This is a genomic window from Pseudomonas sp. P4_B4 (assembly GCF_056402255.1).
In genome coordinates, this window is record NZ_JBFUHS010000010.1 from 77,785 (window position 1) to 103,840 (window position 26,056).

22 protein-coding genes and 2 pseudogenes are annotated in these 26,056 nt (G+C 57.7%); 9 read left to right on the forward strand and 15 right to left on the reverse strand.

Going from position 1 to position 26,056, the window contains the following annotated elements:
• Positions 1-84: 84 nt before the first annotated feature.
• The 4 genes from AC1DVE_RS13280 to AC1DVE_RS13295 all read right to left on the reverse strand — a co-directional run bounded on the left by AC1DVE_RS13280 (position 85) and on the right by AC1DVE_RS13295 (position 4,079).
• A complete protein-coding gene (locus AC1DVE_RS13280; RefSeq protein WP_223456321.1) occupies positions 85-936 on the reverse strand; it encodes an urea carboxylase-associated family protein in 852 nt (283 codons plus the stop codon).
• A 14-nt stretch (positions 937-950) separates the two neighbouring features.
• Positions 951-1,616: a GntR family transcriptional regulator gene (locus AC1DVE_RS13285; protein WP_223456322.1), complete on the reverse strand. Its 666-nt coding sequence runs from the start codon at positions 1,614-1,616 to the stop codon at positions 951-953.
• 16 nt (positions 1,617-1,632) lie between these two features.
• Positions 1,633-3,141 carry an amino acid ABC transporter permease/ATP-binding protein gene (locus AC1DVE_RS13290; protein ID WP_477783966.1) on the reverse strand — a complete coding sequence of 503 codons (1,509 nt, stop codon included), beginning with the start codon at positions 3,139-3,141 and terminating at the stop codon, positions 1,633-1,635.
• Positions 3,142-3,224: 83 nt separating this feature from the next.
• Positions 3,225-4,079, reverse strand: a complete 855-nt coding sequence (locus AC1DVE_RS13295) for an ABC transporter substrate-binding protein (RefSeq protein ID WP_223456323.1) — start codon at positions 4,077-4,079, stop codon at positions 3,225-3,227.
• A gap of 761 nt (positions 4,080-4,840) precedes the next feature.
• Here AC1DVE_RS13295 and AC1DVE_RS13300 point away from each other — a divergent pair.
• On the forward strand, positions 4,841-5,323 hold the full coding sequence (locus AC1DVE_RS13300) for a GNAT family N-acetyltransferase (protein WP_223456324.1): 483 nt from the start codon (positions 4,841-4,843) through the stop codon (positions 5,321-5,323).
• Positions 5,324-5,548: 225 nt separating this feature from the next.
• On the opposite strand, the pseudogene AC1DVE_RS13305 reads toward AC1DVE_RS13300, so the two are convergent.
• The 3 genes and pseudogenes from AC1DVE_RS13305 to AC1DVE_RS13315 form a co-directional block, all read right to left on the reverse strand.
• Positions 5,549-6,984: pseudogene (locus AC1DVE_RS13305) on the reverse strand (IS1182 family transposase).
• Positions 6,985-7,126: 142 nt separating this feature from the next.
• A complete protein-coding gene (locus AC1DVE_RS13310) occupies positions 7,127-8,467 on the reverse strand; it encodes a tetratricopeptide repeat protein (protein ID WP_223456326.1) in 1,341 nt (446 codons plus the stop codon).
• 344 nt (positions 8,468-8,811) lie between these two features.
• The gene (locus AC1DVE_RS13315) at positions 8,812-9,438 is read right to left on the reverse strand and encodes a LysE family translocator (RefSeq protein WP_223456327.1); all 627 of its coding nucleotides are present in this window, start codon (positions 9,436-9,438) and stop codon (positions 8,812-8,814) included.
• 86 nt (positions 9,439-9,524) lie between these two features.
• On the opposite strand from AC1DVE_RS13315, the gene AC1DVE_RS13320 reads away from it, so the two are divergent.
• Complete coding sequence (locus AC1DVE_RS13320; RefSeq protein ID WP_223456328.1) at positions 9,525-10,070, forward strand: DinB family protein; 546 nt, start codon at positions 9,525-9,527, stop codon at positions 10,068-10,070.
• A gap of 104 nt (positions 10,071-10,174) precedes the next feature.
• Here the strand turns inward: AC1DVE_RS13320 and AC1DVE_RS13325 are convergent, their stop codons facing one another.
• Positions 10,175-10,765, reverse strand: coding sequence for a CGNR zinc finger domain-containing protein (locus tag AC1DVE_RS13325; RefSeq protein ID WP_223456329.1), 591 nt, complete (start codon positions 10,763-10,765; stop codon positions 10,175-10,177).
• Between the two features lie 128 nt (positions 10,766-10,893).
• Between AC1DVE_RS13325 and AC1DVE_RS13330 the strand changes: the two genes are divergently transcribed.
• On the forward strand, positions 10,894-11,766 hold the full coding sequence (locus AC1DVE_RS13330; protein ID WP_223456330.1) for an alpha/beta fold hydrolase: 873 nt from the start codon (positions 10,894-10,896) through the stop codon (positions 11,764-11,766).
• A gap of 12 nt (positions 11,767-11,778) precedes the next feature.
• On the opposite strand, the gene AC1DVE_RS13335 is transcribed toward AC1DVE_RS13330, so the two are convergent.
• Positions 11,779-12,558 (reverse strand): FadR/GntR family transcriptional regulator, encoded by a 780-nt coding sequence (locus tag AC1DVE_RS13335; RefSeq protein WP_223456331.1) that lies wholly within the window; start codon positions 12,556-12,558, stop codon positions 11,779-11,781.
• Positions 12,559-12,724: 166 nt separating this feature from the next.
• Between AC1DVE_RS13335 and AC1DVE_RS13340 the strand changes: the two genes are divergently transcribed.
• Genes AC1DVE_RS13340 through otnI form a run of 5 tightly spaced genes read left to right on the forward strand, consistent with a single transcriptional unit; the run spans position 12,725 to position 17,819 of the window.
• Positions 12,725-14,035 (forward strand): MFS transporter, encoded by a 1,311-nt coding sequence (locus AC1DVE_RS13340; RefSeq protein WP_223456332.1) that lies wholly within the window; start codon positions 12,725-12,727, stop codon positions 14,033-14,035.
• A 15-nt stretch (positions 14,036-14,050) separates the two neighbouring features.
• Positions 14,051-15,025: a D-erythronate dehydrogenase gene (gene denD / locus AC1DVE_RS13345; RefSeq protein ID WP_477783967.1), complete on the forward strand. Its 975-nt coding sequence runs from the start codon at positions 14,051-14,053 to the stop codon at positions 15,023-15,025.
• 20 nt (positions 15,026-15,045) lie between these two features.
• Positions 15,046-16,338, forward strand: coding sequence for a 3-oxo-tetronate kinase (otnK, locus tag AC1DVE_RS13350; RefSeq protein ID WP_223456334.1), 1,293 nt, complete (start codon positions 15,046-15,048; stop codon positions 16,336-16,338).
• Positions 16,335-16,973 carry a 3-oxo-tetronate 4-phosphate decarboxylase gene (gene otnC / locus AC1DVE_RS13355; protein ID WP_223456335.1) on the forward strand — a complete coding sequence of 213 codons (639 nt, stop codon included), beginning with the start codon at positions 16,335-16,337 and terminating at the stop codon, positions 16,971-16,973. Before otnK ends, otnC begins: the two co-directional genes overlap by 4 nt.
• A 42-nt stretch (positions 16,974-17,015) precedes the next feature.
• Positions 17,016-17,819, forward strand: coding sequence for a 2-oxo-tetronate isomerase (gene otnI / locus AC1DVE_RS13360; RefSeq protein ID WP_223456336.1), 804 nt, complete (start codon positions 17,016-17,018; stop codon positions 17,817-17,819).
• Between the two features lie 105 nt (positions 17,820-17,924).
• Here the strand turns inward: otnI and arsJ are convergent, their stop codons facing one another.
• The 6 genes and pseudogenes from arsJ to AC1DVE_RS13390 all read right to left on the reverse strand — a co-directional run.
• The gene (arsJ, locus tag AC1DVE_RS13365; RefSeq protein ID WP_223456337.1) at positions 17,925-19,145 is read right to left on the reverse strand and encodes an organoarsenical effux MFS transporter ArsJ; all 1,221 of its coding nucleotides are present in this window, start codon (positions 19,143-19,145) and stop codon (positions 17,925-17,927) included.
• Positions 19,146-19,154: 9 nt separating this feature from the next.
• Positions 19,155-20,159 (reverse strand): ArsJ-associated glyceraldehyde-3-phosphate dehydrogenase, encoded by a 1,005-nt coding sequence (locus AC1DVE_RS13370; protein WP_223456338.1) that lies wholly within the window; start codon positions 20,157-20,159, stop codon positions 19,155-19,157.
• Between the two features lie 101 nt (positions 20,160-20,260).
• Complete coding sequence (gene arsH, locus AC1DVE_RS13375) at positions 20,261-20,977, reverse strand: arsenical resistance protein ArsH (RefSeq protein ID WP_223456339.1); 717 nt, start codon at positions 20,975-20,977, stop codon at positions 20,261-20,263.
• The gene (gene arsB, locus AC1DVE_RS13380) at positions 20,970-22,043 is read right to left on the reverse strand and encodes an ACR3 family arsenite efflux transporter (RefSeq protein ID WP_223456340.1); all 1,074 of its coding nucleotides are present in this window, start codon (positions 22,041-22,043) and stop codon (positions 20,970-20,972) included. Before arsB ends, arsH begins: the two co-directional genes overlap by 8 nt.
• A 106-nt stretch (positions 22,044-22,149) precedes the next feature.
• Complete coding sequence (locus tag AC1DVE_RS13385; protein ID WP_223456341.1) at positions 22,150-22,506, reverse strand: metalloregulator ArsR/SmtB family transcription factor; 357 nt, start codon at positions 22,504-22,506, stop codon at positions 22,150-22,152.
• Positions 22,507-23,224: 718 nt separating this feature from the next.
• Positions 23,225-23,641, reverse strand: a pseudogene (locus AC1DVE_RS13390) (Mut7-C RNAse domain-containing protein); the annotation flags it as partial.
• Between the two features lie 213 nt (positions 23,642-23,854).
• On the opposite strand from AC1DVE_RS13390, the gene AC1DVE_RS13395 reads away from it, so the two are divergent.
• A complete protein-coding gene (locus tag AC1DVE_RS13395) occupies positions 23,855-25,960 on the forward strand; it encodes a DNA/RNA non-specific endonuclease (protein ID WP_223456343.1) in 2,106 nt (701 codons plus the stop codon).
• The last annotated feature ends 96 nt before the right edge of the window (positions 25,961-26,056 follow it).

Sequence of the window (26,056 nt, forward strand, 5' to 3'; positions counted from 1 at the left end):
GCGCCTTCATGAACATTCGTCCGCCGACAGCTTGCGAAGACACCCGGGGCAGGCGGACATCCCGGGTGTCAATCGACTCGGTGTTTACTTTTCCCACTCGGCCTTGGGAATCAGCAAGCCGTGGTTACCGTTATAAGCGGCGCGCTCAGGCTGTTTCCAACCCTCCAGCAGCGAATCGTCGAGACGGTAGATTTCCACGCCGAGAGGACGGCAAACCTTCAGCGGATCCTCCGCGTCGGGGCCCCACATCGGCAATGACAGGTCACCGCCCGGACAGGTGGACAGCGCGCAGAGCAGGTCGATTTCCGCGAAGAACTCCAGGTAGTCGCCCTGCTTCGCCGGGCACGCCTTCATGAAGTACATGTCGTCGTGATTGAGGCCAGTGCACTGGAAAATGTTCAACACATCGTGCACGTCGAACTCGGTCAGGCCGTGCGGCAACACCGCGCGGGTCAGGTTGGAGTGGCAATGGTGATGGAAATCCTCGCCGGTGAGCATCTTGTTCACGTAAGGATCGCAGCGGGTGCCGAGCAGGTCGTGCAAACGGCCGCCATGTTCGTCGATGCCGTAGTCGGCCAGGCTGTCGTCGGTGATGGTGACCATCGGTCGCAGGAACGGCAGGTTCGACCACAAGCGGTCGTAGGTGGTGACGTGCGCGCCTTGCAACTGACGGGTGCGGGCCGCCCACATGCGTTCGCGGGGATCGTTGGCGCTCCACACGTTGAAGTCGCCGACCTGCGGCCCCACAGGCGTGGTCACGCGAAACACATGCCCCGCCGGCACCTTCCAGGCGCGGCCGGTGCGAATCGGCACTTCGAATTGCTCGACCAGCGTGCGGCCTTCCTTGCTTTCGCGCACGCGGTCATAGAACGCTTTGTCTACCTGCAATGCGGCGCCCTTGCTGACTTGGTAGGCCGCTGGATAATCCTTGTACATGATGGATCCTCTCTTCAGTGTTTTGGTCGGCTGCTCAGAATATCCAGCAGCACGAGTTCGGAGTCGTTGAGATAGCTGCTCATGGCTTCCTCGGCTTCCTTCTTGCGGCCATCGCCCAGCAGGTCGTGAATATGCCGGTCGCGTTCAAGCCAGGGTTTCTGGAACGTTTCCTCGCTGGGAGCGTTGGAAAACACCAGGCGCATCTGAGCCGCCACGTGGGTGAAGAATTCGTCGAACAGCGGGCTGCGCATCAGGCCGACGATGTGTTGGTGAAAACGCAGGCTGTGGGTACCGAAGGCTTGCCAGTTCTCGCGATCCTGGGCCAGTTGCGCCGCCTCGATGGCATCGAGCATCAGATCGGACTGGTACTCGCGTAACGGTTTGCTCGCGGCGATCGCCTGCAATTCGAGAGTGCGGCGGACCTTGAAGATGTCGCGCACATCGTCGATACCCATTCGGCGCACCATCACGCCTTTGTTGCGCACATAGCTGGTCAGGCCTTCGCGACCCAACTGGTGTAGCGCCTCGCGTACGGTGTTGCGCGAGGCGTTGTAGGCGTTGACCAGCTCGCTTTCCACCAGTGGCATGCCTGGCAACAGGCGTCCGCCAATGATGTCTTCGCGCAGCTCGATGGCGACCTGGTCCGGCAGCGACAGGCTTTTTTCCTTGGGTTGACTCACCGTGCACTCCCTCCGTTCACGCGAGTTGTACGTCTTTGAGAAACTTGGTCATGCGCTCGCTTCGCTGTTCCAGCATCTCGCGCGGCGCGGCGTTCTGGATAATCTCGCCACCTTCCATAAACACCACCCGGTCGGAGAGCCTGAAGGCGAAGTTCATTTCATGGGTCACGATCACCATGGTCATGCCTTCGCGCGCCAGTTCCTCGATCACCGCCAGGACATCGCCGACTAGTTCCGGGTCGAGGGCCGAAGTCGGCTCGTCGAACAGCATCACCGAAGGTCGCATGGCCAACGCCCGGGCAATCGCCACCCGCTGTTGCTGGCCGCCGGACAGTTGGTGCGGGTATTTGCCGGCATGCTCCAACATGCCCACTTTGCGCAACAGCGCCAGGCTCAACAAGCGCAAATCATCGCCGCCACCATGGGCGTGATAGACCGGTGCAAGCATGACGTTTTCCAGGGCCGTCTTGTGCGGGAACAGGTTGAAGCCCTGGAAGACCATCCCGACCTGCACGATGCCCTGCATATGCACCTTGTGACCCAAGGCGCCTTGCGGTTCTTTGCTGCCCCGCAGAAAGGGTTGGCCTTGCAGAGTGATTTCGCCATGGTCGAGGCTTTCCAGGCCGTTCATGGTGCGGATCAGCGTGGTCTTGCCTGAGCCGGATGGGCCGATGATCGACACCACCTCGCCCCAACGCACATTCAGCTCGACGCCCTTGAGCACCTCCAGTTCGCCATACGACTTACGCACGCCCCGCGCCTGAAGGGCAAACTCACCAGGCTCGGCCTGGCCGGCAGCACGCCGGGTCGCCACCTGCCCGAGTTCGACGGGGGCGATGAGCTTCGGTTTGCGCAGGGTCACGTCCAGATGGTTTTCCAGCAGACGCAACAGGCGGCTGAACACCGTGACGATAAACACGTAGTAGAAGGCCACCGCGAACATGGTCTCCATGACCAGGAAGTTCTGGGTGTAGAGCTGTTGGCCGACCAGCAGGATTTCCGACAGCGAAATCACCGAAACCAGCGAGGTCAGCTTGACGATGGTGATGTATTCGTTGGCCAGGGTCGGCAACGCGACGCGCAGCGCCTGAGGCACCACGATCAGTTGCTGTACGCCGCGATAGCCGACGCCCAGGGCCTTGCCCGCTTCTAATTGACCCTTGGCCACAGCCAGCAGGCCGCCCCGGTGGATCTCTGCGATATACGCCGCTTCACTGAGTACCAAAGCGATAAGGCCTGCCGAGTAGGGATTKGAAAGCAGCGCACTGGTGGAAGGAAACGCCTGGGGCAGGTTGTAGACGAAGATCAACAGAACCAGTAACGGCAGACTACGGAAAAACCAGATATAGWGGCTGGCCGCGTCCCGCAGAAAACGCCGTTGCGACTGTCGCGCCAGGGCCAGGAAGAAACCGAAGACGATACCCAGCAGCCAGGTTTCCAGGCTCAGTTCGACCACAGTCGCCACGGCTCGCCAAAAGTCGCCGTTCCACAATAGGCCCAAGGTGTAGTGCCAATCGAATTGCATGTACTTACTCCGCGTTGCTGTGATTTTTCCACAGACTGGAAAGAATCGATGAATCGGCTACCGGGTGCGCTCGGCGCAATGTCTCAGTGTGTGGTGGTGCCCAGCGCCGCGTTGATCTCCTCGGCATTCGGTTCGTCCAGGTTGTAGCGGGCGAGCAATTCACCGTAGCTGCCGTTCTGTTTGATCTGGCCAAGTGCCGTGGTCAGCTCTCCCAATAACGCCTGGTTGCCTTTGCGCACGGCCAGCCCGATGACCACCGGATAGATCAGTTCGCTGGAGCTGATAACCGTTTTGCCCTGCAGTTTTTGTACGGTGATCTTGGCTACTGCGGGATCCTCCATCTGCACATCGACCGCCTTGGCCAGCAGGGCCTGAGCTGCTTCGGGCGAGGTAGGGAATTCACGAGACTCGATCGCCGGCTTGCCCGAGGCCAGGCAGTATTCGGTGGAAACCTTGTTGAGCTTGGGAACCCAGGACGCGCCCTTGATCGAGCCCACGCGCTTGCCGCAAAGGTCTTCCGGCCGCTGTGGCCTGAAGTCGCTGGCGGTGAGCACCATCAGCGAAGAGCCGGTCTTCAGGTAGCTGAGGAAATCTACCTGCTTGGAGCGTTCCGGGGTGACGTACAGTGCCGAGGCGACCACGTCGAAACGCTGGGCATTGACACCCAGTATCAGGTTGGCAAAACGAGTGTCGAGGAAGCGCGGCTCCAGCCCCAGTTGTTTGCCTATCAACTGCATGAACTCGGGGTCGAAGCCGGTTGGCTGCTTTTGCTCCAGATAGGTGTAGGGCGGATAAGTCAGGTCGGAACCGACCGACAGCTCTCCCTGCTTGAGCGTGCCCTTGATCTCTGCGGCAGACAGTAGCGGCGCCACGCAAGCCAGGGCGATCGTCAACGCGAGGTTGCGCGTGGTTTTCTTGCCCATCAGACCTTTTTGCATGTTCGTATCCTCGGTAGGTGGAAGCAGTAAGGGCGGCCATGATTGTTCAACAATCACTTAGTTACATATATGCGGATACTGTGCCAACTATTGAACTTAAGGCCTGCTTGAAAGTTTTTTGTCTGGAGAACGCCTTTTATGGACAGGCGGGTACGCCAACACGGTGCGATTCGTTACCGAATGCTACGTTGCAGAGCAAAAAACAGTTTTTACGCAGCTGAAATTCCAAGTTATTACCGAACGCGCACGATTTCCGCATAGCTCGTAAGCTGCAATGGATTGATCGTCATTGTGGAGGGGCAGCTTCACTATTTGGTGACCCTGCGCTCCGTAGTGGCTCGGTAAATCGCGCGCTCATCTCGATGGATTCCTGTACCCAATCGAACGGCAGCCAATGACCTCAACTTTGGATTGGCGGCGCCCAGGCAGGCGTCGATTTCACGGCCCTCCGGACATCTTCAGACAGAAAGGGACCTGGTCCCCCTCATTACATCGATCTCTATTTCGAGGTAATGAGGGTCGACGTCAGCGTTTATAGGCAATGGCGCGATCGAGGTGCATTTTGAAGCCAAGCTTTTGCCTCATTAAGAGCCCCAGTGTTTGTCTGCATGGTGTGTAGCGATAGGCCGCTTAGGGTCGGTTTCATCCGGTCGTGGCACGCAGAAGTCGGCCGGGAGCGGTCATTGGAATTTCCTCCTCGCTATGAGACAAAGACCGGGAGTCCTGCGGAGCACCAACACATTCAAGGAGAGTTGCGCATCATGGATGAAGTCATTACGTACCGAACGGCAACCGTAGAGGATGCACTGACCATTTGTGAGTTGGGCCAGGTGCTTAACGCGGTACATCACGCTGCCCGTCCCGATATTTATGCAGCTGCCACCCAAGATTTTTCGCGTGACCTTCCTCACTGGATGAGTTTTTTCGAGAAGCCGGGTCAGGTTGTATTCATTGCGAATGTCGGTCACCAGGCCGCAGCCTTCATTTCTGCCAGCCTGTCGATAAGCTCCGGGCCGCTGATGCAACCACTGGCTATTGTTCGTATCGGATCGGTGTGTGTAGCCGAGCATTTTTGGGGGAAAGGCATTGGTCGAAACCTGGTACAACTCGTTCAAAACTGGGCAATCGAGAACAACGCCCAAGACATAAGGCTGTCTGTGTGGACGTTCAATGCACGTGCCACGCGTCTGTACACAGAGTTGGGGTTTGAGGCACGTGCACTCGAGATGGGAATGCGCGTGTAGGGGGGGATTCCCTTCATAGTGAACAGAAGTTTTGAGCGACCGTTATGGGTCCAGGCTGTGTGAAAACGCACTGAATACGTCGAAAACTGAGAGCTGCGCGTGTTGCCTGCGAAACCAGCAGACGGAAGCGCGAATTGCCCTAGTCAGCTACATCGGCGTTTGTAGTGCCGTTTGGGCCGCGTCAGCGGCCGAAACGGCCACTCACGGACGATCAAGCGGCTGGATTCACGCCCTGATCGCTTCAAGCAGTTCTGCGATGCCGAAGATGCTCATCATTCGGTTGAGGTTGTAGGCCAGCACGTGAAGGCTCATCTCGGTGCTTACCCTCGGCAGGGTTTTGGTCAGGAAGTGGGTACTTCCCATCCAGTATTTGAGCGTTCCAAAAGGATGTTCAACGGTCTGTCGGCGACGCCTCATCATCGTTGGATCATTTTCCAGCCGTAGTTGCATTGCATCGACTACGGCTTCATGTTCCCAGCGCTTTACCCGACGCTCCTTGCCCGTCGTACATTGCTTGTGCATTGCGCAGGACTGGCAGCCCGAGAACCAATAGCAGTGCAGTAGCATGCCGTCTTCCACCGAAGAATGCCGCCGGGTCAGTAACTGTCCCGCAGGGCATCGATACTCGTCCGATGCAGCAACGTAGATGAAGTCCTGCTTACCAAATCGGCCTTCGGCTTTGCTGCCTGATGTCAGGGGTTTCGGTACGAAGGTAGTGATACCGGCTTGCTCGCAGGCAAGGATTTCCAGACCTTTGTAATAGCCTCGGTCGGCCACCACCGTTAGCGATTCAGCCTCGATTTCTTCACGCACCTGGTTCGCCATATTGCTCAGTTGCCCACGATCATTACCAACGTTGGTCACCTCATGGGCAATGATCAGATGGTGCTTGTCGTCGACAGCTGTTTGGACGTTGTAGCCAACCGTCCCGGTGCCTCGTCCGCTCGTGGCCATTGAGCGTGCATCTGGGTCTGTGAGGGAGATTTGCTGGTCTGGACTGTCGTGGAGCTGCGCCTCGATGTCCTTGAGTTTCTGCATCTGCTTTTTCAGGGTTTCGATTTTTTCTTTCAGCCGCTCGGCTTTGGCCTCGGCCACTTCGGGCGTTGCCCGATCCGCCGAATCCATCGCCGCCAGATAACGATCAATGCTCTGCTCGATCTGTTGCATGCGCGCCTTCACTTTGCCCTGGGTGAAGTTACGGTCACGGTTGTTGACGGCTTTGAACTTGCTGCCATCGATGGCGATGATCGATTGAGAGAAGAGATTGAGGTTGCGACAAAGCACTACGAACTGGCGGCATACACTGCGAATGGCTTTGCCGTTGTCCTTGCGAAAGTCGGCGATGGTTTGAAGTCAGGAGCCAAACGCCCCGTCAGCCACATCAACTCGACGTTGCGCTCGGCCTCACGTTCAAGCCGGCGGCTGGACTGAATCCGATTGAGATAGCCGTAGATATAGATCTTTAGCAAGGTCGCTGGATGGTAGRCCGGACGGCCCGTTGCAGCAGGATCGACACCCACAAACCCAAGTGCACCCAGGTCGAGTTCATCGACAAAAACGTCGACCACGCGCACTGGATTTTCTTCAGCTACGTAATCGTCCAGACACTCCGGCAGCAAGGTGACTTGCGTCCGAGCCTCACCTTCAATGAATCGCTTCATGATCGCCCCCGAAACGATCTCGACGATCAGAAGGTTAGACAATCACTGGCGTGTTCACACAGCCTGGACCCATAGCTGCCCGCTTCTACAAGGTTGCTGCAAGCCCCGGAGAAAATAGATCTATCATTGGTCGGACTTCCTGCTATCGCGCATGCAGCGGCTGAAATTGACCCGCGCGTATTTTCCAGGCGCGGTTGATCGGGCTCTCAGGCTTCAATGCAAGGCGCTCGGCAACCAGTGCCTCGGCAAGTGTGCGGTTGCCAAGGCGAATAGCGGCTTCGGTCAGCGTCCATGAGAAGACATCACGCTGCGCGTGACTACCGCCGAAGCGGTTGGCTTTGGCTCGTAGCGGCATCAACGACGCTATAGCCTGGGCGTAATCCCCACGACCAAACGCCACCAACCCTTCGCACGCCGGCACACCAATCTCTCTACTCATCATGGCGTTGGTACCAGTGCCAGCAGCGGCCCGCTTCAGGGTATCCAATTGCTGAGTTTGTGCACGGCTGTTTCCAGAACCCACGAATGACATCATCGCGTTCACGTCGTTAAAGGCGTAGAAGCCGTCTTCACAACGGGACTCCCATCTTTCGGCCAGTCCTTTCCACCGATCTCCAACGTCATGACCGAGCAGAGAGAGTCTCCAGAGCAGCGCTGATCCATCAAGTAGCTCAAGCGCTTGACCAAATCCACCCGCTGAAATGTCCTCATCAAAGAGACGAAACGCGCCCGCCACATCATTGGCCTCAAGGAGGAATAGCGCTTGGTGCCACCACAAATGGAAGGCAAACATGCTATTGGGAGCCCAAGCACTGGCGCTGGATGAAAGATACTTGGCCCCCTCTTCGCTACGGCCCTGCATTTCCATGACATGGGTGACGGCATGCACTGCCCAGCCATCCTGCGGGTTCAAGGCAACAGCCTCGCGCCCCTGCTCTTCGGCCTGCCGGTAATCCCCTGCCTCTTCCAGGCCAAAGGCATACATCCCTTTCACAAAGCCAAAGCCAGGAGTCTGGTTATCCCAGCGCGGCATCACACGAGCCACGCGATCACGTAGCATGTGCGAGTAACCTAGATAGAAGTCGCCCAAATGGGCGAATTGCAGTGCCAGCAGATCGCGGGGGTGCTCCATCGAAACACGCCCCCAGGTTTCGATTGCCCGCTCCCAGTCGCCGTCGAACCAAGCGCGTACGGCATGGATATGCTGCCGCTCGCGATCATTCGCTTTCGGCGCCAACCGCTCTGCCGCGTCCAAACTTTTGAACAGCTCTGAGTCAAACGCTTTGTCGGTCGCAGTCGCAATCGCGCCAGCACGAAAGGCGTAGGCCAGCGCAAAATCCGGGTGCTGCGCGATAATTTTGTCAGCCGCCGCCAGAGGATCGGCCTGGTAGGCATGCAGCAAGTCGCAAGCGCTATCCAGAGCATCGATCGCCTCCTGCACGCCATAGGAAACAGGATTGCCACGCTTGTCGCGTTTGCTCATGGTTTCCTCCTGACCACGCCCTAAGGGCATACATGATCGAGATGTGAAGATCGCTCTCGATTGTCCCCCCGAATGTGGCTCAGAGACACTTTTCCGACGAAACGTGAATGGCTTCTGGCCCAGGCTGTGTAAAAACGCCTGCATCATTTTTTAGGTCTGCGTTGCTACGTGAAATCTGCCGGAGTTCTGGTCAAATCAAGACCTGAAATTTGCGCGGGATCGCGTTATTTGACCCGAATCAGATCGCCGTTACTGGTCGAGAACGTTTTTACACAGCCTCGGTCGGATACAGCCTTTCGCCAAAGGCAGAAAACGGCCAGAAACAACCCGTCGTCAATCCCGTCTTATCGTTGCTGAAAAGCCACCTTCACTCCGAGCCCTACAAACAACGTTCCTATAATTTTCCCCTCCCAGCGACGTAACCCTGAAAGGCCCTTGACCCACTGGCTCAAGGGACGAATGGTGATGGAAATGACGCTGGTATAGACCGCGCTGAGCCCCGAGAATATCAAGCCAAGCACCGCGAACTGACTCAAGGATGAGCCTGATTCCAGGTGAATGAATTGAGGTAGGAATGCCAGGAAAAACAGGGCGGTTTTCGGGTTCAGTACCTCTGCGCCGACCGCTTGAACAAAAGCCTGGGGCAATGTCACGCCAGCCAAGGATGTTCGCGCAGTGGTGCTGGATTCAGCAAAAAATGCACGCACGCCCAGATAGATCAGGTAACAGGCGCCTGCCGTCTTCACGACATCGAACGCGAGTGCCGAGGTCATCAGAATTGCCGATAAACCAAGCGCTGCGCTCAACGTATGGATCAGGTCTCCTGTTGCAATACCCAGCCCTGTGGCAATGCCGACTTTACGTCCACCTTGAAGGGTGCGTGTGATGACCAGCAGCACCGCGGGGCCCGGGATTAAAAAAAGACCGATGACGACGGCTACATACGTCACGATAGAGGTCAGATCAAACATTGCCGTCACCTCAAGCCAGGACAAGGCTGCAGTTATCCTGATAAGGACGTCGAAAGCAATATGGGTTGCCTGAAAGGAGGAACACCATGAGCCGCACCCGCCATACCTGCCTGATGGCGACCTACAACGAGTGGATGAACGCAAAGATCTATCAAGCGGCCAACAGCCTGTCTGATGAAGAACTCGCAGCGGACAGGAAAGCATTCTTTGGTTCCATTCTCGGGACCCTGAATCACTTGGTGGCCGGGGACACTGTCTGGCTCAAGCGATTCGCCGCGCACCCGGCGAACCACTTGGCACTGGAGCCGATTCGACAGCTGTCTGCCCCCAGGAATCTCAACGAGTTACTGTTCTCGAATATCCGCGAGCTGTCGGCACATCGAGTGTGGCTCGATCAGGTCATTGTCCAGTGGTCTCGCTCCATTACCGAGTCGGATCTGGATCACACTCTCAAGTACTCAAGCATGAAGGGAGTGCCCGCTGACAAGAGCTTTTATGGCTTGGTCATGCACTTCTTCAACCATCAGACCCACCACCGCGGACAAGTGACGACCTTGCTTTCACAAGCGGGTGTCGACACAGGTGATACGGATCTGGTCATCCTCATTCCATCCGAACCCTGCACACAATAGAAAGCCCAGGTGCTGGGACGGGTTTTGCCGCATCAGGTTGGCTCACCGAGTTGATCGCCGCTCTCAGAGATCCGTCCCGCAAGCACCATCCAGGGTTATGGCCTTCAGTCCGGAACACCCTGACGTCGCTTGCGGAACTCGGCGACCTTATGCCGATTTCCGCACAGCGCCATGCTGCACCAGCGTCGTTTGTGCGATTTGGTTCGGTCGTAAAACATCAATGAACATTCGGGGCTTTCGCATTTGCGCACCAGGTTGAAATCGCCTTCTGCCAGCAACTGCGCGGCGGCGTAAGCGAGCCTGCCCAGACGCTGATGGCCTGCATCCCCCTGACGGAAGCGATCCAGCACCGGCGCGCCCGTCTCCTCCCACACCAGTTGCGGCACCACCCGCTGCAGAAAGGCATTCAGCGCCGCCGGATCCGCCACGCGGTTCTCTCGACGGGCGACGAGCAGGCTCTCGATGCAGTCGCGCAGCTTGCGCAACCGGGCAAGCAACTGCCCGTCACCCACCGCCACTTCCGTCGCCAGACCGAAACCGATCTGCTCCAGCCAGCGCGCCGCGTCGGCATCGCTGTTGAGCAGATCGCGGCGTTGGCCTTCGACCATCATTCGGGTGTTCAGCAAATCCAGCGCCGGATGGTCGGCCAGTACCAGCGGCGTGGGCAAGTCAGGCGTGGTGACGACGTCAGTCATGGAAATCTCCCGGCAATCAATGCGCGAATTGTAACCCACAAAAAAGATTTGACCAGTTACAAGACTCGTGCAAAATAAAATCCAGTAACCCGTATAAACATTTTTACAAGTTACAAAGGAGATCAATCATGAGCACGCCCACCGTTGCCTGCAAATTCGTCGAAGCCGACGGCGTCAGGGTTTTCTACCGCGAAGCCGGTGCAGCCGACGCCCCCGTGCTCTTGCTGCTGCACGGTTTTCCCAGTTCATCGCACCAGTTCCGGGACCTGATCCCGCAGCTCGCGGACAAGTACCGCCTCATTGCGCCGGATCTGCCCGGTTTCGGTTTCACCGAGGTTCCTGTCGAACGCAACTACGTCTACACCTTCGATACCATCGGCGAGACAATCCGGCAGTTCGTCGATGTGCTGAGTCTCAAGCGTTATGCGATGTATTTCTTCGACTATGGCGCGCCCACTGGCCTGCGCCTGGCGCTGGCTTATCCGGAGCGGGTCAGCGCGATTGTTTCGCAGAACGGCAATGCCTATCTCGAAGGACTGGGGGATGCCTGGGCGCCGATCCGCCAGTATTGGGACGAACCGTCGCAAGCCAATCGCCAGGTGATCAACGATGCCATCCTGCACCTGGAGGGAACGCGCTGGCAGTATATGGAAGGCGTGAACAACCCCGAACTCATTGCACCCGAGGGTTATCATCTGGACGCACTATTGCTGGAACGGCCCGGCAACAAGGACATTCAGCTCGATCTGTTTTATGACTATCAGAACAACCTGAAGCTGTACCCGGCGTTCCAGCAATTCTTCCGTGATACCCAAGTGGCGACGTTGGCGATTTGGGGCAAGGGCGATCCGTTTTTCATTCCGCCAGGTGCCGAGGCCTACAAGCGTGACAACCCGAATGCGGTGGTCGAGATGCTGGACACCGGCCACTTCGCGCTGGAAACCCACGCTGTGCAGATTGCTCAGCGAATAGTCGAAGTGGTGGGCAAGCATCTCGATTGAGATGTGCAGATGCTAAGGCTTTCTCGTCCCCGGGTTCTGCCAGAACGAGGGATCGGCACTCTTGAGCCGCTCGACAGCATTATTGATGTGGTTGAGCGCCGCATGGCGTGCGCCTTCGGGGTCTCGTGCGGCAATGGCGGAGTACACGGCCAAGTGCTCGGCCCGCACGGTCTTGGCCAGATCCCGGCGGCGCTCCTCGTTGGAGCGCGTGATGCGGATCGCCTCTTTGATGAATTGAGCGATGAATTCGTGCAATGACGGGTACAGCGGATTGCCGGTAGCCCTGGAAATGGAGTGATGAAACGCCAGGTCTTCCTCCACCCCGTCGCGACTCGCCTGCTCGGCTGCATCAATGGCCTTCAGTGCCTGGTGGATGGCTTCCAGCTGCGCCGGTGAATGCCGTTGGGCCGCCAGTGCCGCCGCCTCTCCTTCAATACCGCGGCGCAGTTCGGTGACCCTCAATACCGCCTCGATCGACCCGCCGACATCCAGATCAATAGTAAACGCCTTGATGTGCGCACCTTCGCTGACCACGGTACCGCTGCCCTGGCGAACCTCGACCAGACCGGCTGACTTCAGGCGCGAGATCGCCTCCCGAATGACTGTCCGGCTGACTCCGAAACGTTCCGAGAGCACGGGTTCGGTGGGCAGGCGATCGCCCGGCAGCGCTTCGCCGCTGGCGATATAGGCCTTGAGGGCCGCCGTCACCTGATCGGACAGCGTGCCCTTGGCGGAGTCTTTCAGGGCGCCCAGCGCATCGGCGCTACAGGAAGATTTGTCACGAATGGGCATAGGCATCTCTGGGGTCAAATCGGTGAACGGTACTGCATTTTAGACCCGCCGTCCTCTCTGGATTTAGTCATTGAATTCGTATGACGTATTATGATAAAAAACGCCACATCATGTAATCCGACAAAAACAAAGTCACCCACTACAAAAAAAAGGATGGGGGAAACACATGACTGAATCAGTGATTCAAACCGGTGCCGCCGTACCCGCCGATCGCTTCGAGGATCTGGCGTATCGCAAAGTGGCGTGGCGTATCCTGCCGCTGTTGTTGCTGTGCTACCTGGTTGCCTATCTGGACCGGGTGAACGTCGGTTTCGCCAAGTTGCAGATGTCCGACGATCTGCAATTTTCCGAAGCCATCTACGGCCTTGGCGCAGGGATTTTCTTCATTGCCTACTTCCTCGTGGAAATTCCCAGCAACCTGATCCTGCATCGCGTCGGCGCACGGTTGTGGATCGCGCGCATCATGATCACCTGGGGAATCATCTCCTCGGCCATGGCACTGGTGAGTACGCCAATGTCCTTCTACATCATGCGCTTCCTGCTGGGGATCGCCGAAGCCGGGTTCTACCCGGGTGTCATCCTCTATCTGTCCTACTGGTTCCCGACCCATCGCCGCGGCAAAATGTACGCCCTGTTCGCCACCGCCGTGCCGCTGTCCGGGCTGATCGGCGCGCCCTTGTCCGGCTGGATCATGAGCGCCTTCAACGGTGACCACGGGTATGCTGGCTGGCAGTGGCTGTTCTTTCTCGAAGGACTGCCCTCGATCGCCGTCGGTATCCTGGTGATTTTCTGCCTCAGCGACCGCATCTCCAGTGCCGGCTGGCTCACCCGGGAAGAGAAAACCCTGCTGCAGACGCGCATCGACGCGGAAACCGCCGGCCACCAGAAACACAGCCTGAAAGAGGTGTTCCTGCAGCCGCGCATCTGGCTGCTGACGGCCATCTACTTCTGCATGATCGCCGGTTTCTACACCGTCGGTTTCTGGTTGCCGACCCTTATCCGCCAAGCCGGCGTCAGCGACGTCTTGCAGGTCGGCATGCTCACCGCCATCCCTTACGCCGCAGCCGCAATGACCATGACTCTGGTTTCGCGTAGCGCCGACCGGCTGCGCGAGCGGCGCTGGCACCTGGCGCTGACCGCCGTGCTCGGCGGTATCGGCCTGTTCATCTCCGCGACCTGGAGCGACAACTTCACGGTTTCCATGATCGGTCTGACCCTTGGTTCGATGGGGGCCATGAGCACCCTGCCCTTGTTCTGGAGCCTGCCGACTGCCTTCCTCGGCGGCACGGCGGCGGCAGCCGGCATTGCCCTGATCAACTCCTGGGGCAACCTGGCGGGCTTCGTCTCGCCGTACCTGATGGGTTTCCTCAAAGACGCAACCCACAGCACTACGATCGGCATGTATGTGATGGCGAGTGCATTGTTCCTCGGCGCCCTGCTGGTCTTCAGAATTCCCGGAAAACTCGTCAACCGCTGACGTTTGGAGTAACTCATGAATATTCTCGTGACCGGCGCAGCCGGCTTCCTCGGCCGCCGCCTGATCGAAGCGCTGCTGCTGCGTGGTTCGCTCACCGACCGTACTGGCCAGTCCCGGCCCATCGGGCAAATCGTCGCCTTCGACATGGTCGAACTCACAGGGATCGATGATCCCCGGGTAAAAGTGGTGTGCGGCGATATCGCCAACCCTGAAGTGCTGGAGCGCCTGATCGATGCAAACACAGACAGCATCTTCCATCTGGCTGCGGTGGTTTCCAGCCAGGCCGAAGGCGACTTCGAACTGGGCATGCGCATCAACTTCACCGCGACCCAAAACATGCTCGAACGCGTTCGCCGACTCGGCACCTGCCCGAAATGGGTAATGACCAGTTCGGTCGCGGTGTTCGGCGGGCAGTTGCCGGAACGTGTCCGCGATGATCAGGTCTGGGCGCCGCAGAGCTCCTATGGCACGCAAAAAGCCATGAACGACCTGCTGCTCGCCGACTACAGCCGGCGCGCATTCGTCGATGGCCGCAGTCTGCGCATGCCGACCATTGTGGTGCGCCCGGGCAAACCCAACCTGGCCGCGTCCAGCTTTGCCAGCGGCATCATTCGCGAACCGCTCAACGGCCAACCCAGCGTATGTCCGGTACCGCTCGATACCCGGCTCTGGCTGATGTCGCCAGCACAGGCGATTCGCAACCTGATCCATGGTCATGAACTGTCCGGCGAGCAATTGACTGAAGGTCGGGTAATCAACATGCCGGGCCTGTCGATTACCGTCGAACGCATGATCGATGCCCTGCGCCAGACCGCAGGCGAGGAAGTGGCCGGACGGATTCGCATGGAACGCAATCCGGCGATCGAGCGCATCGTCGGCTCTTGGCCTGGCGCCCTTTGCGCCACCTACTCCCGGGACCTGGGCTTCACCGCGGATGAGGATTTCACCGATGTGATCGAGCAGTTCATCAATGAGTACCTGCCCGGCTAAACCAGATTGAGGAGTTCAACATGTTGAATGCCCCTGCCCGGCCGCTGCTGGGCTGCATCGCCGACGATTTCACCGGTGCCACCGACCTTGCCAACATGCTGGTGCGCGGCGGCATGCGCACCGTGCAAAGCATCGGCATACCCGCTGCCGATGTCGCCGGCCAGCTCGACGCCGACGCTATCGTCATCGCCCTGAAGTCGCGGACAGTGCCGGCCGTCGATGCCGTGAAGGAATCGCTCGAAGCATTGCGCTGGCTGCGTGAGCGTGACTGCGAACAGATTTTCTTCAAATACTGCTCGACCTTCGACTCTACCCCGGCCGGCAATATCGGCCAGGTCAGCGAAGCCTTGCTCGAGGCACTGGACAGTGATTTCACCCTCGCATGTCCCGCCTTCCCGGAAAACGGTCGCACGGTCTTTCGCGGGCATTTGTTCGTACAGGACCAATTGCTCAGCGAGTCGGGCATGCAGCATCACCCGCTGACTCCGATGACTGACGCAAACCTGGTTCGCGTGCTGCAAGCGCAGACTCGGGGCAAGGTCGGCCTGTTGCGCCACGACAGCGTATCCGGTGGCGTCGAGAGCATTCGAACGCGCATCGCCCAGCTTCGCGCCGACGGAGTACGCATGGCCGTCGCCGATGCCTTGTCCGATGCCGATCTCTATGTACTGGGCGAAGCCTGCGCGGACCTGGCGCTGCTCACCGGCGGCTCCGGACTGGCGCTGGGCTTGCCGGACAACTTTCGTCGTGCCGGCAAGTTGCGCGACCTGGACGCCGCACAAGTGACCGCGGTCGAAGGCGGCGAAGTGGTGCTCGCAGGCAGCGCTTCGCAGGCCACCAATGGCCAGGTAGCGACCTGGCTGCAGGCAGGTCGTCCGGCCTTTCGTGTCGATCCGCTGGCCCTGGCGGCGGGACAGCCGGTCATCGAGGAGGCGCTGGCCTTCGCCGCTGACCATGCGCAAACAGTGCTGATCTACGCCACCAACACTCCGGATGAGGTCAAGGCGGTACAACGTGAGTTAGGCGCCGAGCACGCCGGGCATCTGGTCGAGCAGGCCATGGGCCAGATCGCCGGCAGGCTGCGCGACGCAGGTGTCCGACGCTTCGTGGTCGCCGGGGGGGAAACCTCGGGTGCCGTGGTCCAGGCACTGAACATCCAGCTGTTGCAGATCGGCGCACAAATCGACCCAGGCGTGCCCGCTTGCATCAGCACGCCCGGGGAACCGCTGGCCCTGGCACTCAAGTCGGGCAATTTCGGTGGCGCGGATTTCTTCGACAAGGCCCTCAAGCAACTGGCAGGAGTACCGGCATGAGCAATGAAAACGCCCTGCGCGAAGAGATCTGTGAGGTCGGCGTTTCGTTGTATGCCCGTGGCTACACGGTGGGCAGCGCCGGCAACATCAGCGCCCGGCTGGAGGACGGATGGCTGATCACGCCCACGGACGCGTGCCTGGGACGCCTCGACCCGGCCGCGATTGCCAAGGTCAGCCTGGCAGGGGAATGGGTCAGCGGAAACAAACCGTCAAAGACCCTGGCCCTGCACCGCCAGGTCTACGATCGCAACCCGGGGGTTGGAGGCGTGGTACACACCCACTCGACCCACCTGGTGGCGTTGACGCTGGCCGGTGTCTGGCACGAGGATGACATTCTGCCGCCGCTGACCCCCTATCAGGTGATGAAGGTCGGCCACATCCCGCTGATCGCCTATGAACGTCCCGGCTCACCAAAGGTGGCCGAACGTGTGGCGCAATTGGCCAACCGCGTGCGCGGCGTGATGCTTGAACGCCTGGGCCCGGTGGTCTGGGAAAGCTCGGTGTCCAAAGCCAGCTATGCCCTGGAAGAACTGGAAGAAACGGCACGCCTGTGGCTGATGAGCAATCCACGGCCGACTCCGCTGCACCAGGCGGCGCTGGATGAATTGCACGAGGCCTTTGGTGTTCAGTGGTAACCCACAGGCCATACGATTGATTTTTTGACCGCAGGAGTCTTCATGCCACGTTTCGCTGCCAACCTCAGCATGCTCTACCCCGAACATGATTTTCTCGACCGTTTCGCCGCAGCCGCCGCCGATGGTTTTCAGGCAGTGGAATACATGTTCCCCTACGACTACAGCGCGCAGCAACTGAAACAGCGGCTCGACGATAACGGCCTGGTCCAGGCCCTGTTCAACGCACCACCTGGCAATATCGCGGCAGGCGAAAAAGGCATCGTGTCCTTGCCAGGCCGTGAATCAGAGTTTCGCGCCGGTTTCGACCAGGCCCTGGAATATGCCGCGGTACTGGGCAACGACCGCATTCACGTCATGGCCGGACTACTGGCGAACGAAGCGGATCGTGCCAGGCACCAGCATACCTACCTGGAAAACCTCAGCCACGCAGCGACGCAAGCAACCAGTGCAGGCATCACCGTTTTGCTGGAGCCGATCAATACCCGTGACATGCCGGGTTTTTTCCTCAACCACCAACATCAGGCCCAGGCCATCTGCAAGGCGGTCGGCCAGGCCAACCTCAAAGTCCAGTTCGACGTCTACCATTGCCAGATCGTCGAGGGCGACGTGGCGACGAAGCTGCGACAGGATTTCGCCGGCATCGGCCATATCCAGATCGCGGGCGTGCCGGATCGCCACGAACCGGACCTGAACAATGAGTTGAATTATCCCTACCTGTTCGAACTGATCGATCAACTGGGTTACACCGGCTGGGTGGGTTGCGAGTACAGGCCACGCGGCGACACCTCCAAGGGCTTGCAATGGCTGCGTGATTGGCAGGCCCGATCAAACCAGGGCCGGGCATAAATTACCCAGGACATACGGCATATGGAAATTGCCCCGCATTTGATCGACCGGTTGAATCCACAATCGTTTGCTGCCCCTCCCAAAAGGCGGCAATCGGCTGTGCAGTCATTCACTAAGCGCGTGACGAGGCAATGCAATCGAAATCAAAGCTGCGAACAGCACGAAAGCACTCGATATCCATAAGCACGCTTGCAGTCCATACACCTGATAGACCCAACCGGAAAGCACCGTGCCGATCAGGCGGCCCATCGCGTTCGACATGTAATAAAAACCCACATCCAGCGACACACCGTCTTCCTTGGCATAGGACACGATCAAGTAGCTGTGCAGCGACGAATTCACCGCGAACAGCACGCCAAAAACCATCAATCCTCCGAGCAGCACAACCTGTTGCGATAGCCCGGTGTTCAGCCCGAGAGCGATTGCCGCAGGTAGACCCGCCAGAGCAAGTGCCCAAAAAAATGCCGCACGACCATCCGGTACATGCCCACGTTTCTTGCCGGTGATGTTGGGCGCGAAAGACTGCACGATGCCGTAGCCAATCACCCAAGCTGCCAGGAAGCCGCCAACTTTCCAGAAGTCCCAGCCGAAGGCACTGCTCAGGTACACCGGCAACGCCACTACAAACCAGACATCGCGGGCGCCGAACAGGAACATCCGTGCCGCCGAGAGGATATTGATCGCCCGGCTCTTGGACAGGATGTCGCGAAATTTGGGCTTGGCTTTGGCCTTGCCCAGGTCCTTCTTCAACAGGATCAAGCTGCTGATCCAGATCAGCGCCAGGACACTCGCCATGGCCAGCAACGCGCCTTTGAATCCGATCAATGCCAGCAAGGCTCCGCCAAGAAAGAAGCCGACGCCCTTGAGTGCGTTCTTCGAGCCGGTGAGGATCGCCACCCACTTGTAGAGTTTGCCCTGCTGCCCATCGGGGACCAGGAGCTTGATAGAGCTTTTGGCACTCATCTTGTTCAGGTCTTTGGCGATCCCGGACAATGCTTGAGCGCCCATCACCCAGGGGATGGTCAACAAGGCCGAGGGCACCGTCAGCATCAACAGCGCCGCGACCTGCATACCCAGCCCGATGTTCATGGTTCGGTTCAGACCCAGCCGAGCGCCGAGGTAGCCACCCACCAGGTTGGTGATCACGCCAAAGAGTTCGTAAAACAGAAACAACGCAGCGATTTGCAGTGGGCTGTAGCCCAACGCGTGAAAGTGCAGCACCACCAACATGCGTAAGGCGCCATCGGTGAGGGTGAAGGCCCAGTAGTTGCCCGTCACGAGCAGGTACTGCCGCACATCCGGCGCGAGGGCTGACAACGCTTTCATGACCGTTCCTTAGACTGCCAGACCAACCATTTTGGCCAATTCGACGGTGCGGTTGGCATAGCCCCACTCGTTGTCGTACCAGGCATAGAGTTTGACCTGGGTGCCGTTGATGACCATAGTCGACAGCGCATCGATAATCGATGAACGCGGGTCGGTACGGTAGTCGATGGACACCAGTGGACGCTCCTCGAATCCGAGAATGTCTTTCAGCTCGTTCTCGGAAGCGTCCTTGAGGAACTGATTGACCTCTTCGACAGTGGTGGCACGCTCGACTTCAAAGACACAGTCAGTCAGCGAAGCGTTGGCCAGCGGCACGCGTACGGCGTGGCCATTGAGGCGTCCACGTAACTCCGGGAAGATTTCGGCAATGGCGGTGGCCGAGCCGGTGCTGGTTGGAATCAAACTCATCCCGGATGCACGCGCACGACGCAGATCCTTGTGCGGCTGGTCGAGGATGCTCTGGGTGTTGGTGAGGTCGTGGATGGTGGTGATCGAACCGTGGCGAATGCCCAGTTTTTCGTGGATGACTTTGACGACAGGGGCCAGGCAATTGGTGGTGCAGGAAGCGGCGGTGACGATGCGGTGCTGCGCAGGGTCGAACAGGTGCTGGTTAACACCCATCACCACGTTCAAGGCGCCTTGCTCCTTGACCGGCGCACAGACCACCACACGTTTCACACCTTGGTCCAAGTAAGCCTGAAGCACAGCGACGGTCTTCATCTTGCCGCTGGCTTCAATCACCAGATCACAATCCGACCAGTCGGTATCGGCAATTGCCTTGTTAGCCGTTACTTTGATCCGCTTACTGTCGATGACGACGCTATCGCCTTCGGCGCTGGCTTCGTTGTTCCAACGGCCATGCACGGAGTCGAAGTTCAACAGGTGTGCATGAGTCGCCGCGTCACCCGCTGGATCGTTGATCTGCACGAACTCGAACTCTGGCCAGCTCCAGGCTGCTCGCAGAGCGAGGCGACCGATCCGGCCAAAACCATTGATGCCAACTTTGATAGTCATGTTGTAGTGCTCTGTCTCTGTTGTCAGTGGGAGTTCGACTGGGTGTCGAACTGTACCAAGGGCAGTACGGAATATGGGTGTTGTTGCACGGTGAAATATCCTCAGATGGAGCGCTGATTGACACGTTTCATGAGTTCTTCCGCCGACTCCTTGCGCTCGGAATAACGATCCACCAGATAGTCCTGACGGTCGCGAAGCAGCAGCGTGAATTTCACCAACTCTTCCATCACATCAACGACACGGTCGTAGAACGGAGAAGGCTTCATCCGACCGTTGTCGTCGAATTCCATATAGGCCTTCGGTACGGAGGATTGGTTTGGGATGGTGAACATGCGCATCCAACGTCCCAGCACTCGCAGCTGATTGACCACGTTGAACGACTGCGAGCCACCGCACACCTGCATGACGGCGAGGGTTTTGCCCTGGGTCGGGCGTACCGCGCCCATGGCCAGTGGCACCCAGTCGATCTGCGCTTTGAACACTGCGCTCATGTTTCCGTGACGCTCTGGAGAGCACCAGACCTGTCCTTCGGACCACAACACCAAGTCACGAAGTTCCTTCACCCGTGGATGATCGTCGGGTGCGTCATCTGGCAGCGGCAAACCGGATGGATTGAATATCCGCGTCTCGGCGCCGAAGTGCTCCAGCAGTCGAGCAGCCTCCTCTACCAGCAGACGACTGAAGGACCGCTCACGAGTCGATCCGTACAACAGCAAAATGCGCGGCTTATGAATGGAGGTCTGTTCAATACCAAGCTTGTCAGCCGTCGGGAGATCAACCAGTTCGGTATCGAGTTGGGGGATATGGTTATCAAACATAGTCTTTGTCCTGCGCAACGGCGCTCTTGGATTCATCGAACCAGCGGCGTTTCAACCAGAGGGCCACACCAACCAGGGAAATCAGTACCGGCACTTCCACCAACGGGCCAATCACCGTGGCGAAAGCGACCGGGGAAGCCAGGCCGAAGGTGGCAATGGCCACGGCAATCGCCAATTCGAAGTTGTTGCTTGCGGCGGTGAAAGCCAACGCGGTGGTGCGTGGATAGTCAGCATTGAGCAGCTTGCCCATCCAGAAGCTGATGAAGAACATCACCACGAAATAGATCGTCAGGGGGATCGCGATGCGCAATACATCCAGCGGCAATTGCAGCACCACATCACCCTTGAGGCTGAACATGGCCACGATGGTCAACAGCAGTGCCACCAGCGTCAGCGGACTGATCTTCGCAATGAAGCGTTCCTGGAACCAGGCTTCGCCTTTACGAGCGATGAGGATCCTGCGGGTCAGGAAACCTGCCAGGAACGGCACGCCCAGGTAGATCAGGACCGACTCGGCGATGCTGACAATGCTGGTCTCAATCACACTGCCTTCCAGCCCGAACAGCGGCGGCAACAGCCCAAGGAAGACCCAGGCGTACACACTGAAAAACAGGATCTGGAAGATGCTGTTGAACGCCACCAATCCAGCGACGTACTGATTGTTGCCACCTGCGATCTGATTCCAGACCAGCACCATCGCGATGCAACGAGCCAAGCCGATCAGGATCAGGCCCGTCATGTATTCCGGCTGGTCCCGCAAGAAGATGATCGCCAGTGCGAACATCAACACCGGGCCGATGACCCAGTTCTGGACCAAAGACAAAACGAGGATGCGCTTGTCCTTGAAGACTTCCGGCAGTTCCTCATAACGAACCTTGGCCAGAGGCGGATACATCATCACGATCAAGCCGATAGCGATGGGGATGTTGGTGGTGCCCACAGACAGACTGTTGAGCCACTGCGGCCAGCCTTCAAACAGGCTCCCCAAACCAATACCCAACGCCATGGCGAGAAAAATCCACAGGGTCAGGTAACGGTCCAGGAAGGAAAGGCGGCTTTTACTCATGGTCATTGCTCCTGCAGAGGATGCTGCGGCAACTGTTGCCAGTGCAAAGGAACAAGATTTTCATCGAGCGATCTCGTAGTCGAAGGTGGAATCCAACGATCTGGCTTTAACAGCAGGCGAGTGCCCGCTCAGGACGGTCGCCCATTTCATCAAGGCGTTTGGCATCAGGACTTAACCAATGCTTGTTGCTTTCGAGCACCGTGGTCAGCACTTGATGAACCCAGTCCGGCATATTTGGATGCAGTCGGTAATAGACCCACTGGCCTTGCCGACGGTCTGACAACAGACCGCAAGTCCGAAGTTGCGCGAGGTGCCTGGAGATTTTTGGCTGACTCTCGTTCAACGCGCAGGTCAGTTCGCAAACACAAAGCTCTCCTTCGCGGGTGATCAGCATCATCGTGCGGACCCGAGTGTCGTCAGCCAGGCATTTGAAAACAGTGGTCGGTGTCAGATGGTCAGCCATATCGGTTCTCAGAGTTTGTTTTTGACCAAGACGAACATCTCATTGTGAAGCCTCAGGCCATATATGGTTTAACGAATATATGTTTTCCCGTATGTAATGTAAAGAGTCAACGGCAGATCAATCCATCAAAGCGATTGAATTCCGCAGCTAACCTTCAATGAAAGCCGTGTATCAAGGCATAAGCTACGTAATTCGCTTACGGGCCTCTTCAAACATCTGTGGCGGCATATATATGGTTTCTGTAATGAACCTGTCATTCATGCAGAAATAGGTCGCCCCTAACCCGCCCCGGTCATCGAGGGCGGGCTCGGTGGCTGTGCACCAGGCTTTGCAACAACCCGGCGAGGTGCGACCTCAGGAATTGTCCCTCCAGTGCCGCAACAAGACGCCGGACTTGCCGAAGCCTTCAAGCGATCATCGACTTCATCGAAATCCGAGTTGCAAATGCCAGTCTCCGGAAGGACCAGCTCAACTCTTTTAGCCGCATCCCAATCTCCCGCCATTGATGTGCTTCATTGCCAGCTGGCGCTTACCGGCAACTCAAAAACCCATTGGGTGATGTTGCTCAGGAAGCACAGAGTTGATGATGAAGTTCGACGAATTCGACAGTCCGCTTCACGCCCTGAGGAAGTCAGTCAACCTAAATCGACGTTCTTCAGGAGCGGTGAACCGCGCTTCCTCAAGGCATTCAAATAGGTGGTTTCATCGTAGAGCATCCTGGACTGCCAGCACCGATACAGAATCCGAATCCACTTAAACGCGAGTGCGCGTTACGCGCCAGGTCGAGGCGCTCGTACAATTCGCGCAGCTGCAGCGACGGTTTCAGGGCATGCACGTAACAGCCGTGGCTGATGATCCGCCTCTTGAGCAGTTCGCGGTCGCGGGTTGGCACGATGCGGCCTTGCTGCGAAGCGATCTCGGCGATCTCGCCATCCTCGAAACCATTGTCGTAGAGGGTGTCGAAGCCGCTCATGCGCAGCACCCGTAAAGGTTGTGCACGAACCTTGAGCAGCGGGCTGATGTCCAGCGCTTCGAACTTGGGATACACCGCCAGCCGGTCGCTGTCGAAGATCACCCGCTCGAATCCCACCGACTCGCCGTTGAGCAGCACCAGTTCGACCTCGGGCTGGCTAACCATGACAGGAGGATAAGCCCGAAACGACCCAGGTCTGAAGACTGTCAGACGTCAGATGCGAGTTCCATAGACGCGCCCTACCCATGGGCTCTGCCTATGCTCATCCCTTCGCGAAGCCCCGTAACATTGGTGATTGCGTAACTTTTCTTCGTCTAACCTATGTCTGCTAGCGCGTGGCTAGCCCTGCGTGCCATATGGACAAGGAGAGACGAAATGGGCTTCGTTCGACAGCACCAATTGGACCTGAGCGCGAGACGAGCCGCCAAGGCGGCTTTAAGCGGCGCTAGCAATCAACCACTGAATATTGGGCCAGCGGTTGAAGCTCACTCTTTGCCCCTCAAGCTCTTGGTGAGACGTGCTTTCTTGTCGGCCGGAGGCGCTCAGCCAACCAAGGTCGAGCAAGAGCGGATCATGGGGACGAACGATCTGGTCGACGAGTTTTTCTTCGATCGGGCTTTGTTGGCGGGCATGCCGGTTTGCCGCATTCTGGTTCGGGCAGAGGATGGGCGGTCTCTTGGCTCCGGAACGGGGTTCATGGTGTCGCCGCGACTGCTACTTACCAATGAGCATGTCTTGGGAAGCGTCGAAGAGGCAGCCCCGTCATTGGCCGAGTTTAACTATCGCCTGAACATTGCAGGCGATCCTGAACCAACATATCGATTTCATCTGCGGCCCGACTTGTATTTTTTCAACAACGTCGAGTTGGACTTCACCTTGGTAGCCGTTGAACCAAAATCAATAGATGGATCTACTTCTTTGACGCGTTTCGGCTATCACCGCTTGCTGCCTACCAGTGGCAAGGCTGTGAAGGGGGAATGGCTGACCATCGTCCAACATCCTGGTGGTGCGGCTCGACAATGGGCTATTCGAGAAAATGAATGTACGGATGACAGTATTGCGGATGTGCTTTGGTACCGAAGCGATACTGCTCCCGGCTCCAGTGGAGCGGCTGTTCTAAACGATAGTTTCCAGGTTGTGGCGTTGCACCACTCGGGTGTGCCGAAGAAAGATGCCGCTGGCCGACCGATGTTACGCGACGGCAGTGCTGTCGATAGCCTTGATGGCATCGACGATTCACTTGTGGATTGGGAAGCCAACGAAGGTATTCGTGTGAGCAGTATTTGTGCTCACATCGATCAGACGGCACCGGAAAATCTAGGGTATTTGGCAGAGCTTGTAGCAGCGCGAGAAGGTGGAGATATCCTGTCCAACGCGTTTCATGCATCACGTCTGGATGAGGAGCTTGCTCCGCAGGTCAGTGTAATTGCACCTACGCCTGTGACTACTCCCGCAACAATACCTGCGTCTACATTTGGTGCCGGTAAAGGGCGTTTGGAGATAGGGACTTTGGTGCTTGAGCTTGGTGAGCCATTAGCCGGTCTCGTTGCACGCCTGGGACTCGGGACGCAGTCAAACCCAACAGGCAGTGATGTACCTGATGTGACAGACTTGTCGGTCGTTACAGAGGTTTACAAGGAACCAATTGTCGATACTGATTACTCGACCAGGCTTGGGTTCAATTCGAATTTTCTTGGCATCGGTACACCGCTCCCCACCGTTAAGGATCCATTGCTGATCGCCCCAACCAAGGGCGGCGATACGATCATCCCTTATGAGCACTTCAGTATCGTTCTTCACCGCGAAAGGAAGCTGGCAATCTTTACCGCTTCTAACGTTGATGGTCGGGTGGAGGTAAAGCAACCACAACTGGGACGTGACTACACTCGAACAGCACTCACGGGGCTACTCAAAAAAGGTGAGATGGAAAAGTGGGTCTTGGACCCTCGCGTTGAGGAGCGCTTTCAGATTCCAGATCGGTTTTACACCAAAGACAATGGTGCGTTCGACAAGGGTCATATTGTTCGTCGAGAAGACGTCTGTTGGGGAAATTCGTTTGAACAAATTCAACGGGCGAACGGTGATACCTACCACGTGACCAACTGCTCACCGCAGCGCGGAAACTTTAACCAGTCCGGGAAAAGTGGCATTTGGGGACGGCTGGAGAATTTCATTGGTGCTCAGGCAGATTCCGAGCGTTACTGCATTTTTGCAGGACCGATTCTGTCCAACGACGATGAAACGTTTCCAGGAACCGAGCGAGTCCAAATTCCTTCTCGCTTCTGGAAGGTGATTTGCGCAATAAAGGACAGAAAGCTCCAAGTCTTTGCTTTTGTTCTCGAGCAAGATCTATCAAGCCTGCCCATGGAGTTTGTCGTCACGCCGGAGTGGAAGGCCAGGCAAAAATCCTTGGCGGAAATCGAGGAGCTGGTCGGTCTGCTGAGCTTTGCGCAGATCTACCACGATGCAGATCAGATTTGAGTCTGGTTGGTAATAGACTGACGAGAAAACGGGGGATGGATTTATTTTTCACTCTAACTCTGTCTAGTTAGTCAGTTCTAGAGTAGAGAAATAAAT

Coding starts and splice junctions, on each gene's coding strand:
- AC1DVE_RS13295 (WP_223456323.1), bottom strand. CDS start 4,079: ATGCAAAAAGGTCTGATGGGCAAGAAAACCACGCGCAACCTCGCGTTG.
- AC1DVE_RS13315 (WP_223456327.1), bottom strand. CDS start 9,438: ATGTTTGATCTGACCTCTATCGTGACGTATGTAGCCGTCGTCATCGGT.
- AC1DVE_RS13310 (WP_223456326.1), bottom strand. CDS start 8,467: ATGAGCAAACGCGACAAGCGTGGCAATCCTGTTTCCTATGGCGTGCAG.
- AC1DVE_RS13325 (WP_223456329.1), bottom strand. CDS start 10,765: ATGACTGACGTCGTCACCACGCCTGACTTGCCCACGCCGCTGGTACTG.
- otnC (WP_223456335.1), top strand. CDS start 16,335: ATGAGCAATGAAAACGCCCTGCGCGAAGAGATCTGTGAGGTCGGCGTT.
- AC1DVE_RS13385 (WP_223456341.1), bottom strand. CDS start 22,506: ATGGCTGACCATCTGACACCGACCACTGTTTTCAAATGCCTGGCTGAC.
- otnK (WP_223456334.1), top strand. CDS start 15,046: ATGTTGAATGCCCCTGCCCGGCCGCTGCTGGGCTGCATCGCCGACGAT.
- otnI (WP_223456336.1), top strand. CDS start 17,016: ATGCCACGTTTCGCTGCCAACCTCAGCATGCTCTACCCCGAACATGAT.
- AC1DVE_RS13280 (WP_223456321.1), bottom strand. CDS start 936: ATGTACAAGGATTATCCAGCGGCCTACCAAGTCAGCAAGGGCGCCGCA.
- denD (WP_477783967.1), top strand. CDS start 14,051: ATGAATATTCTCGTGACCGGCGCAGCCGGCTTCCTCGGCCGCCGCCTG.
- AC1DVE_RS13340 (WP_223456332.1), top strand. CDS start 12,725: ATGACTGAATCAGTGATTCAAACCGGTGCCGCCGTACCCGCCGATCGC.
- arsB (WP_223456340.1), bottom strand. CDS start 22,043: ATGAGTAAAAGCCGCCTTTCCTTCCTGGACCGTTACCTGACCCTGTGG.
- AC1DVE_RS13320 (WP_223456328.1), top strand. CDS start 9,525: ATGAGCCGCACCCGCCATACCTGCCTGATGGCGACCTACAACGAGTGG.
- arsH (WP_223456339.1), bottom strand. CDS start 20,977: ATGTTTGATAACCATATCCCCCAACTCGATACCGAACTGGTTGATCTC.
- AC1DVE_RS13335 (WP_223456331.1), bottom strand. CDS start 12,558: ATGCCCATTCGTGACAAATCTTCCTGTAGCGCCGATGCGCTGGGCGCC.
- arsJ (WP_223456337.1), bottom strand. CDS start 19,145: ATGAAAGCGTTGTCAGCCCTCGCGCCGGATGTGCGGCAGTACCTGCTC.
- AC1DVE_RS13300 (WP_223456324.1), top strand. CDS start 4,841: ATGGATGAAGTCATTACGTACCGAACGGCAACCGTAGAGGATGCACTG.
- AC1DVE_RS13395 (WP_223456343.1), top strand. CDS start 23,855: ATGGGCTTCGTTCGACAGCACCAATTGGACCTGAGCGCGAGACGAGCC.
- AC1DVE_RS13330 (WP_223456330.1), top strand. CDS start 10,894: ATGAGCACGCCCACCGTTGCCTGCAAATTCGTCGAAGCCGACGGCGTC.
- AC1DVE_RS13370 (WP_223456338.1), bottom strand. CDS start 20,159: ATGACTATCAAAGTTGGCATCAATGGTTTTGGCCGGATCGGTCGCCTC.